This is a genomic window from Thalassovita gelatinovora (genome assembly GCF_001458355.1).
GTDB classification, from domain to species: domain Bacteria; phylum Pseudomonadota; class Alphaproteobacteria; order Rhodobacterales; family Rhodobacteraceae; genus Thalassobius; species Thalassobius gelatinovorus.
The window spans coordinates 198,235-215,872 of record NZ_CYSA01000019.1 but is presented as its reverse complement, the minus strand read 5'-3'; the positions used below and the strand labels follow the sequence as shown (position 1 = coordinate 215,872).

The window sequence follows — 17,638 nt, the reverse complement described above, 5'->3', positions numbered from 1 at the left end:
CCTGCTTGAGGATATCGCGGGTGTTTGCTGTGATCGTTTGCTGAGCCATTTTGATGTCCTTGCGTCTTAAGTAGGGGCAGTCACGCGCCGTTGATTACCTAAACGACACTACAGACATTCATTTTAGCGCGATATTATCCAAAAGTAATTTTGCTCCCCTATTAAGTATATAAACCCCCATAAACTAACGAGCTTCAAACCCAACCAGAAGCAAAAATAATGCTCAAACTGAGATGAGGCAGGTCAAACCGCCGCTTTCCCCATAAGAAGTCATCCCCCGGATGAGGCCGGCGAAGGACACTAGGGCATTGATACATTGTGCTGAATTTGCCGTGGACGAAGCGCCCCATTTTATGACACCTTTGATCAACTCTTGTGTATGAAACAGCACGGTTTTTTTTCTGTGCGCAGTTTGGATTTGATCGACGCTATGAAGATACGTGAAAACGCCCCCGCATGGACCCCCACGGCTACATTTGCGGACAACAGCAACATGTCAGCTTTCATGCGCTGGCTTGAACAGCGTGAAGGTTTGAACTTTGCGGATTACGCGGCGCTGTGGGAATGGTCGGTTGAGCAACCCGCAGCATTCTGGGCGGCAATCTTTGACTGGGGAAAGGTGCAATCGCCGACTCCGTACCGCACTGAACTGGAACGAAGAGATATGCCAGGCGCTGTCTGGTTCCCGGGCGCGACTGTGAATTACGCCGCGCATGTGTTCAGCCATGTCCGCCCTGACCGGTGTGCCATCCGCCACGAGGCGGAGGACGGGACCTTGACCGAGGTTGACTGGACAACGCTTGAACAGAAAACGGCAGCGATGGCTGAATCGCTGCGTAAGCTGGGGGTCGAACAAGGGGATCGTGTGGTGGCCTATCTGCCCAATACGCCCGACACGATCATCGCCTTTCTGGCGACGGTTAGCATTGGGGCAATCTGGTCCCTATGTGCGCCCGATATGGGGGCCGCCACCGTGCTGGAGCGGTTCCGGCAAATCGAACCCAAGGCGATTCTGACCGTTTCGGGATATACATTTAACGGACGTGCGTATGATCGCAGTGCCGAAGTTTCACAATTGTTGGCAGGCTTGCCCACATTAGAGGCCTGGATTTCGATGGATTCCGCTGACGGGGTCGCGCATGGCAGGCTTGCGCGGCATGATTGGGCAGATATGACGGCGACGCAGGATGCCCCGTTTGAGCCAACAATGGTGCCCTTCGATCATCCTCTTTGGGTGGTTTATTCGTCCGGCACCACCGGCAGCCCCAAGGCGATCGTCCATGGACACGGCGGCGTCGTGCTTGAACAACTGAAGCTGCTGGGGCTGCATTGCGATGTCGGCCCGGATGATGTGTTCAGCTGGTACACCTCTACCGGCTGGATCATGTGGAACTGTCAGGTCGCCGGTTTGCTGACCGGGGCCACCATCGCTTTGGCCGAGGGAAGCCCGAGTTTCCCCGACGCGGGGCGTCTGTGGCGGTTCATCGAACGGGCCGATGTGACCCTGTTTGGAGCCGGGGCTGCGTGGTACACGCTGTGCATGAAAAACGGTATTGTGCCGCGCGAACAAGCGGATCTGAGCAAGCTCAGGATGCTTGGGTCTACCGGGTCGCCGTTGCCGCCGGAAGCGTATCAATGGGTGTATGAACAGGCGCGGAGCGATATTTGGATTGCGCCCATCGCCGGGGGCACCGATCTGGCAGGGGTCTTCTTGGCTGGGGCACCCACGCTGCCGGTCCGCATTGGTGAAATGCAGTGCCGTGCGCTTGGGGCCGGGGTGTATGCTTATGACGCGCAGGGCAAACCGATCTATGACGAAGTAGGCGAGCTGGTCTGTACAACGCCAATGCCTTCGATGCCGCTGTTTTTCTGGGGGGACGAAGATGGAAGCCGCCTGCATGGCAGCTATTTTGATACCTATCCTGGGGTCTGGCGCCAAGGCGACTGGGTCAAGGTCACGTCGGAAGGTGGGGCGATCATATACGGCCGTTCCGACGCCACGATCAACCGCCATGGCATCCGGATGGGGACGGCCGACATCTACCGCGTAGTCGATGAAATGGAGGGCGTCGATGACAGCCTTGTTGTGGATCTGGAATATCTGGGCAAACCGTCTTGCATGATCCTGTTTCTAAAGATGGCAGAAGGATCGTCCCTGACCCTAGGTATGAAAGAAGCCATTATCGCGGCTTTGAAAAGCAAGGTGTCACCGCATCATATCCCCAACCGGATCGAGGTCGCGCCGGATATTCCCTATACGCTGACCGGCAAGAAACTGGAGGTTCCGATCAAGCGGCGTCTGCTGGGGCAGGAAATGGCCGAGGTTGCCACGCCGGATGCTATGTCCAACCCGGACTGCCTGAGCTGGTATGACAGCTTCGCGGAGGATTTCCACGCGCAGGCGGGCTGATCCGGTGATTGGCCTTCACGTCCGAGGGTCTGGATGCCTGGATGTGAAGGCCGAGTTGCAGCAGTTATATGACAGCGATGTGTGGGGGTCGCGGTCGGCAGACGCGGTCTTTCCTTTGCATCGAAGCGACGACACGTCTTATGCGGTCCGGTCAATATCGGTTCCGAAAAAATGATATCGATCAACAATCTCGCCAAGCGCGTCATAGGCATTTGGGGCTAGGATATTCAGATCAACACTCTTCCCGGGCCCGAAGGGGGGCGGTCGCAATTCGGATAACAGGTTGACCAAAGAAAAGCTGAACTGGGCACCACAGGTTCATGCGGCGCCCAGTCTGTTTTCATAGATATGTTTTCACTTGGGCGGGTTAGGCCAAATCGAACCTGTCGGCGTTCATCACCTTGGTCCAGGCGGCCACGAAATCACGAACGAATTTGGCTTGATTATCGTCCTGGGCGTAAACTTCTGCATAGGCGCGCAGGACCGAATTCGAGCCAAATACCAGATCAACGCGGGTGGCTGTCCATTTGGTATCGCCGGAATTGCGATCAACGATGTCATACGCATTGCTGCCCGTCGGTTTCCATTGATTGCCCATGTCGGTCAGGTTGACGAAGAAATCGTTCGTCAGCGCCCCGGCACGGTCGGTGAACACGCCATGCGCAGTGCCGCCGTGGTTGGTGCCCAGAACCCGCATACCGCCGATCAGCGCGGTCATCTCATGCGCTGTCAGCCCCATCAACTGGGCCCGGTCGAGCAACATTTCTTCGGCACTGACCACATAGTCCTTCTTCATCCAGTTGCGGAAACCGTCGGCAACGGGTTCCAATACATCGAAGGATGCTGCATCGGTCATGTCGTCGGTTGCGTCGCCGCGGCCGGGTGCAAATGGAACCGAAAGATCGTGACCGGCTGCCTTGGCCGCCTGTTCGATACCGACGTTTCCGGCCAGAACGATGACATCAGCAATGCTTGCGCCATATTCCACCGCGATCGGTTCCAGAACGGCCAGAACCTTGGCCAGACGGGCCGGTTCGTTGCCGTCCCAGTCTTTTTGCGGAGCAAGGCGGATACGGGCACCATTCGCACCGCCGCGCATGTCAGAGCCGCGATAGGTGCGGGCGCTGTCCCAAGCGGTTGAAACCAGATCGGAAACCGACAGGCCAGAAGCCGCGATTTTCGACTTGATGGCTCCGATATCGTAGTTGTCCGGACCAGCCGGGATTGGATCCATCCAGATCAGTTCTTCGCCCGGAACGTCGGGACCGACATAACGCGCCTTCGGCCCCATGTCGCGGTGGGTCAGTTTGAACCATGCGCGGGCAAAGGTGTCCTTGAAATAATCCGGGTCGGCCATGAATTTTTCGCAGATGGCGCGATAGGCCGGGTCCACTTTCATTGCCATGTCGGCATCGGTCATCATCGGCATACGGCGGACCGAAGGGTCGGTCGCGTCAACCGGCATGTGGTCTTCGGTGATGTCGAACGGTTGCCACTGGTTTGCGCCAGCGGGGCTTTTGGTCAATTCCCAGTCATAGCCGAACAGCAGTTCGAAATAACCCATGTCGAAAGTGGTCGGGTTGGTGGTCCAGGCGCCTTCGACGCCCGAAGTGACCGCGTTGGTGGCTTTGCCGTCCATGTTCGGATTGATCCAGCCCAGCCCCTGATTTTCGACGCCTGCGGCTTCTGGTTCCGCGCCAAGCACACTGGCATCGCCGTTGCCATGCGCCTTGCCCACGGTGTGGCCCCCGGCGGTCAGCGCTGCAGTTTCTTCGTCGTCCATCGCCATGCGGGCGAAGGTTTCACGCACTTGTGCGGCGGTCTTCAGCGGGTCGGGATTGCCGTTCACCCCTTCTGGGTTCACATAGATCAGACCCATCTGCACGGCGGCCAGCGGGTTTTCCATCGTGGCGGGGTTGCCGACATCTTCGTAGCGTTCGTCAGACGGCGCCAACCATTCCTTTTCAGCACCCCAATAGGTATCGATTTCCGGGTGCCATATGTCTTGGCGACCAAACCCGAAGCCGAAGGTTTTCAGGCCCATCGATTCATAGGCTATGGTCCCGGCCAGAATGATCAGGTCGGCCCAGGAAACCTTATTGCCGTATTTCTTCTTGAGCGGCCAAAGCAGGCGACGCGCCTTGTCCAGGTTGCCGTTATCGGGCCAGGAATTGAGCGGTGCGAAACGGATGTTGCCACAGCCTGCACCGCCACGGCCATCGGCCAATCGGTAGGACCCCGCCGAGTGCCAGGCCATGCGGATCATCAAGCCGCCATAGTGACCGTAATCGGCAGGCCACCAATCCTGATTATCGGTCATCAACGCGTGCATGTCTTTCTTCAGCGCTTCCACGTCGAGCTTCTTGAGTTCTTCACGATAGTCGAAATCTTCGCCCATCGGATTTGTCTTGGAGTCGTGCTGATGCAAGATGTCGAGATTGAGTGCATTCGGCCACCAATCCATGACGGTTTTATCATTGGCAGTGATTGCGCCATGCATCACCGGGCATTTGCCGATATCGTTTCCATCCATCTGTGGTCTCCCATTTTGTGTTTCGATTCAAATCGCGCAGGAAATGAATGCCGCCGTCACCGAGGGATGCGCTGTCTTGTGCGTTTCCTCCCACGGCAGAGCGATTCCTCCCAGTTCTGGAATAACTCTAAGTCAAGAGAAGCATTAGAAGAAGTTTCATTTTCTGATGGCTTTGATAGTTATTGGTTATGAGAGATTTTGAAATCAGGGTCAGAAAGCCGATCTGGTGATCTTCGATCCCGGTTGGTGTGACCGGCGTTTTAATCCCCTGCGCAGACCCAATTAGTTCCCGGCAACGGCTTGACCCATCGTCGCGCAGGGCCGACATAAGGATTGTTGTAGACATGAAAGAAGACCATGCCCGAAAAAAATCCTGCCGCCTTGGAATTCCTGCTGACGCGCAGGTCCCGTCCGGCCAAGACTTTGATCACCCCGGTTCCCAATCGCGACGAATTGGTGCCGATCCTGACCGCTGCTGCGCGGACACCCGATCATGGCAAGTTGGAACCTTGGCGTTTCATCGTCATGGAAAAACCCGCGCTTGAGCGACTGGCCGGGATCGCGCGGACTCGGGGGGATGCGTTGGAATTGGACCCGGACCGGATCGCCAAGGGGGTGGATCAATTCGCTAACGGCAATCTGGTCGTGGCGGTGATCGAAATCATCAAACCGACTGACAAGGTCCCCGCGCTGGAACTGACCTATTCCGCCGGGGCGGTCTGCCTGGCAATGCTGAATGCCGCGCTGGCGTCGGGATGGGGCGCAAATTGGTTGTCGGGCTGGCCCAGCCATGATCGCGGTTTCATGACCGACGCTTTGGGGCTGGCCGAGGATGAACGGGTTGCCGGGTTCATTCATATAGGTACCGAAAAATCTGCCCCGTCTGACCGTCCCCGTCCGGATTTGGAGAACATCACCCAATGGCTTTCGGAATAATTTTTTCGTCCTTCTTTGCCGCGCTGGGTCAAATTGGTGACCGTCGGTTCCGCAGGGTGCTGTTTCTGGGCGTCGTGTTGACTTTTGCACTGCTGGTTGCGGTGTTTGCGGGGTTCTTGTGGTTTCTGCAATCCACCGTCGGGGATGAAGCGGTCATTCCGCTGATCGGTCCGGTGACGTGGCTTGACGATCTGCTGAGCTGGTCAAGTTTCTTCGTGATGATCGTGTTATCGGTGTTCCTGATGGTGCCGGTTGCGTCGGCCATCACGTCGATGTTTCTCGACGAAGTCGCGCAAGCGGTCGAGGATCGGCATTACCCGCATCTGCCACCGGCGCATAATGTCGGATTTTTCGAAGCGGTGAAGGATACCGTCAATTTTCTGGGTATCATCATTGCCGCCAACCTGCTGGCGGTGTTGTTGTATGTGATTTTTTCACCTGCCGCTCTGTTCATTTTCTGGGGAATGAACGGGTATTTGCTGGGCATGGAATATTTCACCCTTGCCGCGATCCGCAGGGTTGGTCGGGCCGAGGCAAAGGTTTTGCGAAAACGCTATCGCGTCACGATCTGGGCCGCTGGAACCCTGATGGCGGTGCCGTTGTCAGTGCCGCTTGTGAACCTGCTGATCCCGATCCTTGGCGCGGCCACGTTCACCCATATCTATCACAGGCTTACAGGTCGGGCTGTGCCATCCGGTGGAACCAGTCGAAATCCCGTACGGTGATCGTGCCCGTCAGGATGATGCCGGCAATGATGCACCACAATAAAACGGAGATGATCGTGGTAATGATCGCCTTCTTTTTCAGGTGATGTTCTTGCGGGGCGCCGGCATGGGTGCCCGGCACAACTGTCCCGACATCGCCTTGGGTTTTCAGGCGCAGTGGCAATATGATGAAGAAGGTCATGAACCAGATCACCGCGAACAGGACAATAGCAGAGGTGGGACCCATCAGACCTGTTCCAGTTCCACTAGGCAGCCGTTGAAATCTTTCGGGTGAAGGAACAGCACCGGCTTGCCATGGGCACCGATCTTGGGCTCGCCGGTTCCCAGAACGCGGGCGCCGGTTTCCTTCAGGTGATCGCGCGCGGCGATGATGTCGTCGACTTCATAGCAGACATGATGAATGCCGCCTGAAGGGTTCTTTTCCAGAAAGCCGTTGATCGGGCTGTCATCGCCCAGCGGGTACAGCAGTTCGATCTTGGTATTGGGCAATTCGATGAATACCACGGTCACGCCGTGATCGGGTTCGTCCTGCGGTTCCCCGACTTTGGCACCCAAGGCTGAGCGGTATTGTTCCGATGCGGCGTCCAAGTCAGGAACGGCGATGGCGACATGGTTCAGGCGGCCGATCATTTCTGGTCTCCTTAATCTGGCAAAGCTTGGCAGTCCTTATGCGGGTTGCTGCGTCGTGGTGCAAGAGACAGGGGGACGCAGAAGCGGTACCGACCCGTTAACGCAACCTTAGCCAGAACCGCGTGATGCTGGGACGTTTCAGTTTTGGAAAGGATATCAGAATGGACGATAGCGATCTTTTCGAAATTGCCCGATTTCCGACGCCAAGTCGGCCATTGCAGGGGGTGACGGTGCTGGTGGTCGAAGACAGTCGTTACGCCTCTGACGCGATGCGCCTTTTGTGCCTGCGCAGCGGCGCGCGGATTCGCCGTGCCGATAGCCTGACATCGGCAGAGCGGCATTTGTCAGCGTATCAACCCACTGTGATCAGCGTCGATCTTGGCCTGCCCGATGGCGATGGTCTGCAACTGATTGAAAAATTACACCGGGCCAAACCGCGTATCAGTGTCATTCTGGGAACCTGCGGTGACGATGCGGTTGCCGACGCGGTGAGTACCGCCGGTGCCGATGGTTTCTTGCTCAAACCGGTCCGCAGTCTGGCGAGCTTTCAGGAACTGGTTCTTTCATTGCTGCCGGAAGATTACCACCCGATGGGGCCGCGTATCGTCAATGACGATGTGGTCTGTCCCGATGCTGTCGCCTACGCCGAGGATTTGTTGCTTCTTCTAAGATTGCTGACTGACGATCCATCTGGCAAGACATTGGATTACGTTGCGCAATTTCTGTCCAGTGTGGCGCATATCGCGGGCGACAAGTCGCTGTTATCGGCTGGCGAAGAATTAGCTATCGTGCGGATGCAGCACAGCTCCTGCTGCCCCCCTGTCGCGCGGATCGCCGGATTGATCCAGAACCGCCTGAGCACTGGCCCGGGGTCAAAGAACCGGATCTGAACTGACCCGCACCAATCCGGTCAGGTCGCCCAATCGTTCTTTTTGCCGACCGTTTGCGTCGAAATTACCGGGCGACAGCCAAAAGGTGAAGGCTTCTTGCAGCGCGGGCCATTCCTGATCCGTGGCGGCGAACCATGCGGTATCGCGATTGCGCCCTTTCACGATCAGGTGTTGTCGAAAAATGCCTTCATAGCTTAGCCCCAAACGCTGTGCGGCACGGCGCGACCCGATGTTGCCGGCGTCGCATTTCCATTCGAACCGACGATATCCCTGATCGAAGGCCCATTTCATCATGAGAAAGAAAGCTTCGGTCGCGGCCCGCGTTTTTTGCAACGCAGGGGACAGGTTGATATGACCCAATTCAATTACCCCCATGCCAGGGGTGATCCGCAGATAGCTGGCAACCCCGCCGAACCGACCAGTTTCACTATCCCTGATCGCATAGAATAACGGATCGTCGTCCTGCGTTACATCGCGCATCCAGCGGTGATAAGCTGCTGCCGAATGGAATGGACCATAAGGAAGGTAATCCCAGACCGCATCATGACCTTCGAAGCTGCGGTACAGCAAGGCCGCATGGCGATCCGCCGACAGTTTTTCCAGCCGCGCATATCGACCTTCCAACACTGCGCCGGTGGGGGCAGGTGGGGTTTTCCAGTTTCTTAGCGCTGCGTCGGTTTTGGTCTGTCCGGGCATTAAGATCTCCGTTCTTCGTGGTCTCACGCTAACGGCCCTGCGAAGGGGATGAAAGAGAGAAACAAAGCCCAGGACGCGCGGATTTCCGTCGCCCGGGTGAACCGCGACAGCTGGCCAAGGCGTCGCCGTCCCACATCATTGTAACGGTTTTCTGCGGGGCTCTTCCATATTCTTGCAACACATGCCAATGAAGCCTCCAAATAGAATAACAATCCTTTGCAAAATTCCGCCGACACCATATCCTGTGGTAAATCGGCCGGAACAAGGCAGGTATAGGGGACAGTATCCAATGGCGCATATTATTGTCGTCGGGAATGAAAAAGGTGGTGCGGGCAAATCGACCGTGTCGATGCATATCGCCACGGCGTTGGCGCGGATGGGGCATAAAGTGGGTGTTCTGGATCTTGACCTGCGCCAGAAAACCTTTGGCCGTTATGTCGAAAATCGTAAGAATTTCCTTGAAAAATCTGGCTTGAACCTGCCAAGCCCGGACTATTACGACCTGCCCAGCGTTGAGCAAGACCAGCTCAAACCGGGTGAAAACCCCTATGACCATCGGCTTTCGGCGGCCATTGCCGCGCTGGAACCCGAACATGATTTCATCATGATCGACTGCCCCGGATCGCATACCAGACTGAGTCAGGTGGCACATTCGCTGGCCGATACCTTGGTTACCCCGTTGAATGACAGTTTTGTCGATTTCGACCTGCTGGCCAAAGTTGACCCGGATGGTAAAAAAATCCTTGGTCCTTCGGTTTATTCTGAAATGGTCTGGAATGCCCGGCAGCTTCGGGCGCAGGCCGGGCTGAAACCGATCGACTGGATCGTTTTGCGCAACCGACTGGGCGCACAGCATATGGTGAACAAGGAAAAGATGGGTCAGGCGCTGGACAATCTGGCCAAAAGGATCGGGTTCCGGGTGGCCCCGGGGTTCAATGAACGGGTCATCTTCCGTGAATTGTTCCCGCGCGGCCTGACTTTGCTGGACCTCAAGGATATTGGCGTGACCAGCCTGAACATTTCGAATGTCGCTGCACGGCAAGAACTGCGCGATTTGATCAAGGCGCTGAACTTGCCGGGAGTCACGCCGGATTTCTGAGATCCGGCGGTCATTCCGGACGGAGACCTTCGGCGGTTTCTTTGGTCCGCAGGTCGACCACGGGGGTCAACCCATCTTGGCCAATTTGCGCAACACTTGGCGCAATACCTTGTTTTCGTCCGGGCTCAGGCTGGCCGACAACCTGTTATCATAGGTTTGGGCCACGGTCAGCAGATCGTGATAAGCGGTTCGGCCCAGATGGGTCAGTTCCAAATATTCCAGACGCCGATCCTTGATGTCCTGTTGACGGGTCAGGAAGCGGCGTTCACCAAGCCGCGCCACGGCGCGGCTGATCTTGGTTTTATGCATCTTGGACCGCGTGCCGATTTCCTTGGCTGTCATCCGGCCATAGATACCGAGATGAAACAGTACCCGCCATTCGGTTCTGAGCATCCCGTAGCGGTCTTTGTAAACCTGTTGAAAGGCAAGGCTGCTTTCTTCGGCGGCTTGGTTTAAAAGATAGGGCAGGAAATTCTGCAAATCGAAATCATCTTTTTCTGTCATTTTCTGGCTCCTTTGGTTGTTAGTTACAAAAACAACTATTAACAGGACAAGCGAAAAGGAGGACGCGCCATGAATCACCAGACGAAACCGCACGCTTTCGTGCAGGCTCCGACCCCTGCAGGGACCACCCCCGGCTATATGCCGGGTTTTGGCAACGACTTCGAAACCGAAGCACTGCCCGGTGCATTGCCGCAGGGCATGAACAGCCCGCAGAAATGCGATTATGGTCTTTACGGTGAACAGCTTTCGGGAACAGCTTTCACCGCGCCCAGCCATCAAAACGAACGCACTTGGTGTTATCGTATCCGGCCTTCGGTCAAGCATTCGCATCGCTATGAAAAGATCGAACTGCCCTATTGGAAATCGGCGCCCAATGTCGATCCCGACGTGATTTCACTGGGCCAGTATCGCTGGGACCCGGTGCCGGTGTCCGACACCGGTCAGACATGGCTGACCGGGATGCGCACGATGACGACCGCAGGGGATGTGAATACCCAAGTCGGCATGGCGAGCCATATCTATCTGGTCACGGATTCGATGGTCGACAGCTATTTCTATTCCGCCGATTCCGAACTTCTGGTGGTGCCTCAGGAGGGCCGGTTGCGGTTTTGTACCGAACTGGGGATCATCGATCTGGAACCGAAGGAAATCGCCATCCTACCGCGCGGATTGCTGTACCGGGTCGAGGTATTGGAAGGCCCCTGCCGTGGCTTTGTCTGTGAAAACTACGGTCAGAAATTCGAATTGCCGGGGCGCGGACCAATCGGCGCCAACTGCATGGCGAACCGGCGCGATTTCAAAACGCCGGTGGCGGCGTTCGAAGACCGAGATGCAGACTCGATCGTGACGATCAAATGGTGCGGTCAGTTCCATGAAACGAAGATCGGTCATTCGCCGCTCGACGTGGTTGCATGGCATGGTAATTACGCCCCGGTGAAATACGATCTGCGGACCTATTGCCCGGTCGGGTCGATCTTGTTCGATCATCCTGATCCATCGATTTTCACTGTGCTGACCGCCGCGTCCGGCGTGCCGGGCACTGCCAATATCGATTTCGTGCTGTTCCGTGAACGCTGGATGGTTGCCGAAGACACCTTCCGCCCGCCATGGTATCACAAGAACATCATGTCGGAACTGATGGGCAACATTTACGGTCAGTATGACGCCAAACCACAGGGCTTCATTCCCGGCGGCATGAGCCTGCACAACATGATGCTGCCGCACGGACCGGACAAGAACGCCTTTGAAGGCGCGTCGAACGCCGATCTGAAGGCTGAAAAGCTTGAAAATACCATGAGTTTCATGTTCGAAACCCGCTTCCCGCAGCACCTGACGGCATTCGCCGCGAAAGAAGCGCCGCTACAGGACGATTACATCGATTGCTGGTCGGATATCGAAAAGAAATTCGACGGTACGCCGGGTAAGAAATAACCGGGCAAGAAATGAACGTGGCCGGTGGGCAACGTCCTACCGCCCGTGCAAAAAGGAAACGCGAATGACCCTGATGAAATCCTGGGTGGACAGCGCCAACGACGCCAACCACCCTTTCCCGCTGAACAACCTGCCCTATGGCGTGTTCTCGACCGAAGACGGCGATCCGCGCTGCGGCGTCGCGATCGGCGACATGATCTTTGACGTGACCGCGGCCGAGTCCGAAGATCTGATCGCGCTGACCGATTATCCGCTGTTCGACGTTCCGTTCTGGAACGAACTGATGGAAGAAGGCCCCGCCGTCTGGGCCGCGCTGCGCGAACGGCTGATCGCGCTGCTGTCGGAAGGATCGGCCGACCGTGCCACGGTCGAACCGTTGCTGGTTCCGATGGTCGAGGCGCAGATGCACTTGCCCTTCGCGGTCAGCGAATATACCGATTTCTATGCTGGCAAGAATCATGCGGTGAACGTCGGCACCATGTTCCGCGGCCCGGAAAACGCGCTGCCGCCGAACTGGCTTCATATTCCGATCGGTTACAATGGCCGCGCGTCGTCGGTGGTGGTGTCGGGGACCGATGTGCGTCGCCCCTGGGGGCAGTTGAAATCGCCCGAACATGACATGCCTGCCTTTCTGCCATCGCGCCGTTTTGATATCGAACTTGAGATGGGGGCCATCGTCGGCACTTCGTCCGATGGGCCGATTTCGGTTCAGGAAGCCGACAACAACATCTTCGGTTACGTGCTGTTGAACGATTGGTCGGCACGCGACATTCAGGCTTGGGAATATCAGCCATTGGGCCCGTTCCAGGCCAAGGCGACGGCGACCACGATCAGTCCGTGGATCGTGACCAAGGCAGCGTTGAATCCGTTCCGTTGCGATACGCCGACGCGCGAGGTCGCGTTGCTGGACCATCTCAAGGATTGCGGTCCGATGCTCTATGACATCGACCTTGAGGTGACGATGCAGCCCGAGGGCAGCACCGAAAGCACCATCACGCGGACCAATTACAAGGAAATGTATTATTCCGCCGCGCAGCAGCTGGCCCATCACAGCACCAGCGGTTGCCCGATGAATACCGGCGACCTGCTGGGATCGGGCACCATATCCGGTACCACCAAGGAAAGCCGCGGTTCACTTCTGGAACTCAGCTGGGGTGGTAAGGAACCGCTGACGCTACCCACAGGAGAGACCCGTAGCTTCATCGAAGACAATGACACGCTGACGCTGAAAGGCGCGGCAAAGGGCGATGGATATACCATCGGTTTCGGCACCTGTGTGGGAAAGGTTTTGCCCGCTCTTGATGACCCTTACAAACGCTAAAGGAATACCAAAATGGCCAAGGCATTCGCGTCCCAAGGGGACATGACCGAAAAAACCATCAGCTTCACCGAGGTGGGGGAAGGGCTTTATGCTTTCACCGCCGAAGGCGACCCGAACTCGGGCGTCATCATCGGCGACGACAGCGTGATGATCGTCGAGGCACAGGCCACCCCGCGGCTGGCCAACAAGGTGATCGAATGTGTGCGGTCTGTGACCGACAAACCAATCACCCATGTGGCGCTGACCCACTACCACGCGGTGCGTGTTTTGGGGGCTTCGGCCTTCGGTGCGCAGCAGATCATCATGTCCGACGCCGCGCGTGGTATGGTGGTGGAACGGGGTCAGGAAGACTGGGACAGCGAATTTCAACGCTTCCCGCGTCTGTTCGAAGGCCATGAAAGCATCCCCGGCCTGACCTTCCCCACGACCACGTTTAGCGACAGCATGACTGTTTACCTAGGCAATCGCCGGGTCGATATCATGCATCTGGGTCGTGCCCATACCGCAGGCGATGCGGTGATCCATGTGCCCGATCAGAACGTGATGTTCACTGGCGATATCGTCGAATACCATTCGGCCTGCTATTGCGGCGACGGTCATTTCGCCGATTGGGGCGACACGCTTGACGCGATCAAATGGTTTGATGTCGACGCCATCGCGCCGGGCCGGGGCGATGCTTTGGTCGGTTCCGAAATGGTCAATGCGGCGATCGAAAACACCCGCGATTTCGTGGCGAGCACCTATCGCCCGGCGGCCCGCGTCGCCGCGCGCGGTGGATCGCTGAAGGAAGCCTGGGACGCGGTGCGTGCCGAATGCGACCCAAAATTTGCCGATTACGCGATTTATGAACATTGCCTGCCGTTCAACGTGGCACGCGCTTATGACGAAGCGCGCGGCATCGAAACCCCGCGGATCTGGACCGCCCAGCGCGATCTGGAAATGTGGGAACAGTTGCAGGGCTGAGATTAGAGCCAAAGGGAACGCCCTGTCACGGGGCGTTCCGATCGGGATATCCCGACCCCCCTTGGGCCATAGGCGCAGGGGAACAAGAGAGATTTGTCTTATGCTGGGAGGAACCAGATGAACAAGATTTTCGAAACCCCCCTCTACCCTTATGCCCGCAGCGCCGATCAGGATGTGGCGGAGCCGGTGCGTCACAAGGCCGTCGTGGTGGGCGCTGGGCCGATCGGGCTTGGCGCTGCTATCGATTTGGCGCAACAGGGGATAGAAGTCGTTGTCGTGGATGACAACGACAAGGTCAGTTGGGGCAGTCGTGCGATCTGTTTCGCCAAACGGCCACTGGAAATCCTGGACCGGCTTGGTTGTGGCCATCCGATGGTCGACAAAGGCGTGGTATGGAATCAGGGCAAGGTGTTCTTTGATACCCGTCAGGTTTACGATTTCAACCTGTTGCCCGAGGATGGTCACGAATTCCCCGCCTTTATCAACCTGCAGCAATATTACTTCGAAGAATATCTTCTGAACCGTCTTCGTGAACTTGAAACCGAAGGCGCGTCGATCGAGTTGCGCGGAAACAACAAGGTTCTGAAGGTCGAAGACAAGGGCGATCACACGACGGTTCTGATCGATACGCCCGAAGGCCCCTACACGGTCGAGGCAGATTGGTTGATTGCCTGCGATGGTGCTGCATCGCCGATCCGGTCGATGCTGGGACTGGATTTCGTCGGTCGGATTTTCGAAGATAACTTCCTGATTGCCGATGTGATCATGGAGGCCGAGTTTCCCACCGAACGCTGGTTCTGGTTCGACCCGCCCTTCAACAAGGGACAATCGGCGCTGCTGCACAAACAGCCCGACGGGGTCTGGCGGATTGACCTGCAGCTTGGCTGGGACATCGACAAGGAAGAAGAAAAGAAACCCGAAAACGTCATTCCCCGCCTGAAGGCGATGTTGGGCGACGATGTGAAATTCGATCTGGAATGGGTGTCTATTTATACGTTCCAGTGTCGCCGGATGGAAAAATTCCGTCACAACCGGGTGATCTTTGCGGGTGATGCGGCGCATCAGGTGTCGCCGTTTGGAGCGCGTGGGGCCAATTCGGGATTGCAGGACACCGACAACCTGATCTGGAAGCTCAAGCTGGTGATCGACGGGCTTGCGCCTGAAAGCCTGCTCGACAGCTATGACGTTGAACGGGTCCATGGCGCCGACGAGAACATTCTCAATTCTTCGCGCTCGACCGATTTCATTACCCCGAAATCGGATATCAGCCGTGGATTCCGCGATGCGGTTCTGGACCTGTCCGAACATTATGAATTCGCCCGTCCGCTGGTCAATTCCGGCCGGCTTTCGGTGCCTTGCACCTATGACGGTTCGGCGTTGAACACGCCCGATGCATTGCCCGGTGGCCCGGAGCGGTCGCGCCCGGGATCGTCCTGTTCCGATGCACCGCTGGACGAAGGATACCTGCTGCAGCGGCTTGGCAACGATTTCACCCTGATGGCGATCAATACCGACGCCCCAGCAGAGTTGGAAGAAAGCGGGATCAAGGTCGGCAGCCTGTCGCTCTATAGCGAAGCGCTCGATCCGGCCTTGGCCGAACGCTATCTTGGGGAGGCGCAAAGTGCCGTCTATCTGATCCGCCCGGATCAACATGTCGCCGCCCGCTGGGAAAAATTCGACGAAGCCGCAACCCGCGCCGCGATCCGCCGCGCCATTGGCAAGGAGTAAGCAGATGTCCCTGACCCTGACGCCCAATATCGCAAATGCCGACGATTTCTATGCTGAATTGCTGGCCATCCACGAAGGCCGCAGCAAGGCGGAAAGCGACGCGCTGAACGCGCGGTTGATCCTGATCCTTGCCAACCATATTGGTGATCGCGCGGTACTGCGCGAAGCGCTGGCTGCCGCGTCGCAAGTGGCGAATGAAGAGACGTAGTAGCCCCTGCGCTGCCGAAAAAAACAAAGCGGCCCAACTTGGGCCGCTTTTTGATTCTTGACCTCGCTGGTTGTGGATGGTCGATTTCCCTTGCCGGTCATTCGGCACATATGTTAATTAACATGTTAATTTGTTAGGGAGGTGTCTATGCGCTGGAGCGAGTTCCCCAAATGGGGCAAATGGGCAGCGGATTGGGCCGCGCAGTATCATGCCGGTTTGCGCGACCGTCCGGTGCGGGCACAGACCAAACCCGGCGAAGTGATGGCGCAACTTCCGGCCGCGCCCCCCGATGCACCGCAGCCGATCGAAGATATTGTTGCGGATTTCGAAGCCATCGTGATGCCCGGCATCACCCATTGGCAGCATCCCCGCTTCTTCGCCTATTTCCCCTCCAACGCCTCGCCTGCCGCCGTTCTGGCCGACAACCTGGTCACCGCGATGGCACCGCAATGCATGTTGTGGCAGACCTCTCCGGCGGCGACCGAAATGGAAACAAGGATGATGGACTGGCTGCGCCAGTCGCTGGGCCTGCCCACGGGTTTTTCCGGTGTCATTCAGGACAGCGCATCCTCGGCGACGCTGGCCGCTGTGTTGGTGATGCGCGAACGCGCGCTGGGCTGGGATGGTAATGCGAACGGGTTGCCGGGACAGAAAACCCTGAGGATCTATTGTTCGAACGAGGTTCACACTTCGGTCGATCGGGCGATCTGGATCGCCGGGATCGGTCAGGCCAACCTGGTGCGTATTCCAACCCAGGGGCCGCTGCGCTCGATGGATACGGAAGCGTTGGACGCGGCCATCGAAGCCGATTTGCAAGCCGGATACCTGCCCGCTGGGGTGATCGCCTGTACCGGCGGCACTGGCACCGGTGCCTGTGATGACCTGACCGCGACCATCGCGGTTGCGAAGAAATACGATCTTTACACTCATGTCGATGCGGCTTGGGCCGGATCGGCGATGATCTGTCCGGAATACCGGGATTTATGGACCGGGGTGGAAAAGGCCGATTCAATCGTCTTCAACCCGCATAAATGGCTGGGGACGCAATTCGACCTGTCGGCCCATTTCGTCAAATCACCCGAAGATCTGACTCGCACATTGGCGATTCAACCGGAATACCTGAAAACCCACGGTGCCGATGGGATCATCAACTATTCCGAATGGTCGGTGCCCTTGGGGCGCCGGTTCCGGGCGCTGAAACTGTGGTTCCTGATCCGCGCCTACGGGCTGGACGGGTTGCGGCAGATGATCCGCAATCATGTCACCTGGTCACAAGCGCTGGCCGAACGGCTGCGATCCGTGCCGGATATAGAAATCGTCACCGACCCGGTGTTGTCGCTGTTCACCTTCCGCTGGATGCCGCAGGGGCATGATGCGGATGACGCCACGCTGGCCTTGATCAACGCGATCAACGACGATGGCCGCATCTACCTGACCCAGACCCGGACGGGGGGCAAACTGGTGATCCGCTTCCAGGCTGGGCAATTTGACTGTACCCAGGATGATATCGATACTGCCTTCGACGTGATCGTCGAAACCGCCAACCGACTGAAGGACGCCTGAC

At 57.3% G+C, this 17,638-nt stretch carries 16 protein-coding genes; 11 read left to right on the top strand and 5 right to left on the bottom strand.

From position 1 onward, the window contains the following. Nucleotides 1-430: 430 nt before the first annotated feature. A complete protein-coding gene (locus TG4357_RS11275) occupies nt 431-2,410 on the top strand; it encodes an acetoacetate--CoA ligase (RefSeq protein ID WP_058263008.1) in 1,980 nt (659 codons plus the stop codon). Between the two features lie 367 nt (nt 2,411-2,777). Here the strand turns inward: TG4357_RS11275 and katG are convergent, their stop codons facing one another. Continuing rightward, a complete protein-coding gene (katG, locus tag TG4357_RS11270; protein WP_058262991.1) occupies nt 2,778-4,943 on the bottom strand; it encodes a catalase/peroxidase HPI in 2,166 nt (721 codons plus the stop codon). A gap of 357 nt (nt 4,944-5,300) precedes the next feature. Between katG and TG4357_RS11260 the strand changes: the two genes are divergently transcribed. Both TG4357_RS11260 and TG4357_RS11255 read left to right on the top strand, forming a co-directional pair. Continuing rightward, nucleotides 5,301-5,879 carry a nitroreductase family protein gene (locus tag TG4357_RS11260; RefSeq protein ID WP_058262989.1) on the top strand — a complete coding sequence of 193 codons (579 nt, stop codon included), beginning with the start codon at nt 5,301-5,303 and terminating at the stop codon, nt 5,877-5,879. Further along, the gene (locus tag TG4357_RS11255) at nt 5,864-6,604 is read left to right on the top strand and encodes an EI24 domain-containing protein (RefSeq protein ID WP_233487483.1); all 741 of its coding nucleotides are present in this window, start codon (nt 5,864-5,866) and stop codon (nt 6,602-6,604) included. Before TG4357_RS11260 ends, TG4357_RS11255 begins: the two co-directional genes overlap by 16 nt. Here the strand turns inward: TG4357_RS11255 and TG4357_RS11250 are convergent. After that, nucleotides 6,552-6,830, bottom strand: coding sequence for a DUF1467 family protein (locus TG4357_RS11250; RefSeq protein WP_058262988.1), 279 nt, complete (start codon nt 6,828-6,830; stop codon nt 6,552-6,554). The genes TG4357_RS11255 and TG4357_RS11250 overlap by 53 nt on opposite strands. After that, on the bottom strand, nt 6,830-7,234 hold the full coding sequence (mce, locus tag TG4357_RS11245) for a methylmalonyl-CoA epimerase (RefSeq protein ID WP_058262987.1): 405 nt from the start codon (nt 7,232-7,234) through the stop codon (nt 6,830-6,832). Before mce ends, TG4357_RS11250 begins: the two co-directional genes overlap by 1 nt. Nucleotides 7,235-7,395: 161 nt before the next feature. Between mce and TG4357_RS11240 the strand changes: the two genes are divergently transcribed. Then, nucleotides 7,396-8,124, top strand: a complete 729-nt coding sequence (locus TG4357_RS11240) for a response regulator (protein WP_058262986.1) — start codon at nt 7,396-7,398, stop codon at nt 8,122-8,124. Here the strand turns inward: TG4357_RS11240 and TG4357_RS11235 are convergent. After that, nucleotides 8,107-8,820, bottom strand: a complete 714-nt coding sequence (locus tag TG4357_RS11235) for a GNAT family N-acetyltransferase (RefSeq protein WP_058262985.1) — start codon at nt 8,818-8,820, stop codon at nt 8,107-8,109. The two genes, TG4357_RS11240 and TG4357_RS11235, sit on opposite strands and share 18 nt — an antisense overlap. Nucleotides 8,821-9,109: 289 nt before the next feature. Between TG4357_RS11235 and TG4357_RS11230 the strand changes: the two genes are divergently transcribed. Beyond that, nucleotides 9,110-9,919: a division plane positioning ATPase MipZ gene (locus tag TG4357_RS11230; RefSeq protein WP_058262984.1), complete on the top strand. Its 810-nt coding sequence runs from the start codon at nt 9,110-9,112 to the stop codon at nt 9,917-9,919. Between the two features lie 66 nt (nt 9,920-9,985). Here the strand turns inward: TG4357_RS11230 and TG4357_RS11225 are convergent, their stop codons facing one another. After that, a complete protein-coding gene (locus TG4357_RS11225; RefSeq protein ID WP_058262983.1) occupies nt 9,986-10,423 on the bottom strand; it encodes a MarR family winged helix-turn-helix transcriptional regulator in 438 nt (145 codons plus the stop codon). Nucleotides 10,424-10,492: 69 nt separating this feature from the next. Here TG4357_RS11225 and hmgA point away from each other — a divergent pair, with 69 nt between their 5' ends. From hmgA to TG4357_RS11195, 6 genes are all read left to right on the top strand, one after another. After that, nucleotides 10,493-11,854, top strand: coding sequence for a homogentisate 1,2-dioxygenase (hmgA, locus tag TG4357_RS11220; protein ID WP_058262982.1), 1,362 nt, complete (start codon nt 10,493-10,495; stop codon nt 11,852-11,854). A gap of 64 nt (nt 11,855-11,918) precedes the next feature. Next, complete coding sequence (fahA, locus tag TG4357_RS11215) at nt 11,919-13,175, top strand: fumarylacetoacetase (protein WP_058262981.1); 1,257 nt, start codon at nt 11,919-11,921, stop codon at nt 13,173-13,175. Between the two features lie 12 nt (nt 13,176-13,187). After that, nucleotides 13,188-14,138 carry an MBL fold metallo-hydrolase gene (locus tag TG4357_RS11210; RefSeq protein ID WP_058262980.1) on the top strand — a complete coding sequence of 317 codons (951 nt, stop codon included), beginning with the start codon at nt 13,188-13,190 and terminating at the stop codon, nt 14,136-14,138. A 117-nt stretch (nt 14,139-14,255) separates the two neighbouring features. Then, nucleotides 14,256-15,866, top strand: coding sequence for an FAD-dependent oxidoreductase (locus tag TG4357_RS11205; protein WP_058262979.1), 1,611 nt, complete (start codon nt 14,256-14,258; stop codon nt 15,864-15,866). A gap of 4 nt (nt 15,867-15,870) precedes the next feature. Further along, nucleotides 15,871-16,074, top strand: coding sequence for a DUF2783 domain-containing protein (locus TG4357_RS11200; protein WP_058262978.1), 204 nt, complete (start codon nt 15,871-15,873; stop codon nt 16,072-16,074). 147 nt (nt 16,075-16,221) lie between these two features. After that, complete coding sequence (locus tag TG4357_RS11195) at nt 16,222-17,637, top strand: pyridoxal phosphate-dependent decarboxylase family protein (protein WP_058262977.1); 1,416 nt, start codon at nt 16,222-16,224, stop codon at nt 17,635-17,637. Nucleotide 17,638 lies beyond the last annotated feature (1 nt).

What these genes read in the sequence shown, in the direction of transcription:
- TG4357_RS11250 (WP_058262988.1), bottom strand. Translation starts at nt 6,830, where the DNA reads ATGGGTCCCACCTCTGCTATTGTCCTGTTCGCGGTGATCTGGTTCATG.
- katG (WP_058262991.1), bottom strand. Translation starts at nt 4,943, where the DNA reads ATGGATGGAAACGATATCGGCAAATGCCCGGTGATGCATGGCGCAATC.
- TG4357_RS11230 (WP_058262984.1), top strand. Translation starts at nt 9,110, where the DNA reads ATGGCGCATATTATTGTCGTCGGGAATGAAAAAGGTGGTGCGGGCAAA.
- TG4357_RS11255 (WP_233487483.1), top strand. Translation starts at nt 5,864, where the DNA reads ATGGCTTTCGGAATAATTTTTTCGTCCTTCTTTGCCGCGCTGGGTCAA.
- hmgA (WP_058262982.1), top strand. Translation starts at nt 10,493, where the DNA reads ATGAATCACCAGACGAAACCGCACGCTTTCGTGCAGGCTCCGACCCCT.
- TG4357_RS11205 (WP_058262979.1), top strand. Translation starts at nt 14,256, where the DNA reads ATGAACAAGATTTTCGAAACCCCCCTCTACCCTTATGCCCGCAGCGCC.
- TG4357_RS11235 (WP_058262985.1), bottom strand. Translation starts at nt 8,820, where the DNA reads ATGCCCGGACAGACCAAAACCGACGCAGCGCTAAGAAACTGGAAAACC.
- TG4357_RS11210 (WP_058262980.1), top strand. Translation starts at nt 13,188, where the DNA reads ATGGCCAAGGCATTCGCGTCCCAAGGGGACATGACCGAAAAAACCATC.
- TG4357_RS11260 (WP_058262989.1), top strand. Translation starts at nt 5,301, where the DNA reads ATGCCCGAAAAAAATCCTGCCGCCTTGGAATTCCTGCTGACGCGCAGG.
- TG4357_RS11240 (WP_058262986.1), top strand. Translation starts at nt 7,396, where the DNA reads ATGGACGATAGCGATCTTTTCGAAATTGCCCGATTTCCGACGCCAAGT.
- TG4357_RS11225 (WP_058262983.1), bottom strand. Translation starts at nt 10,423, where the DNA reads ATGACAGAAAAAGATGATTTCGATTTGCAGAATTTCCTGCCCTATCTT.
- fahA (WP_058262981.1), top strand. Translation starts at nt 11,919, where the DNA reads ATGACCCTGATGAAATCCTGGGTGGACAGCGCCAACGACGCCAACCAC.
- mce (WP_058262987.1), bottom strand. Translation starts at nt 7,234, where the DNA reads ATGATCGGCCGCCTGAACCATGTCGCCATCGCCGTTCCTGACTTGGAC.
- TG4357_RS11200 (WP_058262978.1), top strand. Translation starts at nt 15,871, where the DNA reads ATGTCCCTGACCCTGACGCCCAATATCGCAAATGCCGACGATTTCTAT.
- TG4357_RS11275 (WP_058263008.1), top strand. Translation starts at nt 431, where the DNA reads ATGAAGATACGTGAAAACGCCCCCGCATGGACCCCCACGGCTACATTT.
- TG4357_RS11195 (WP_058262977.1), top strand. Translation starts at nt 16,222, where the DNA reads ATGCGCTGGAGCGAGTTCCCCAAATGGGGCAAATGGGCAGCGGATTGG.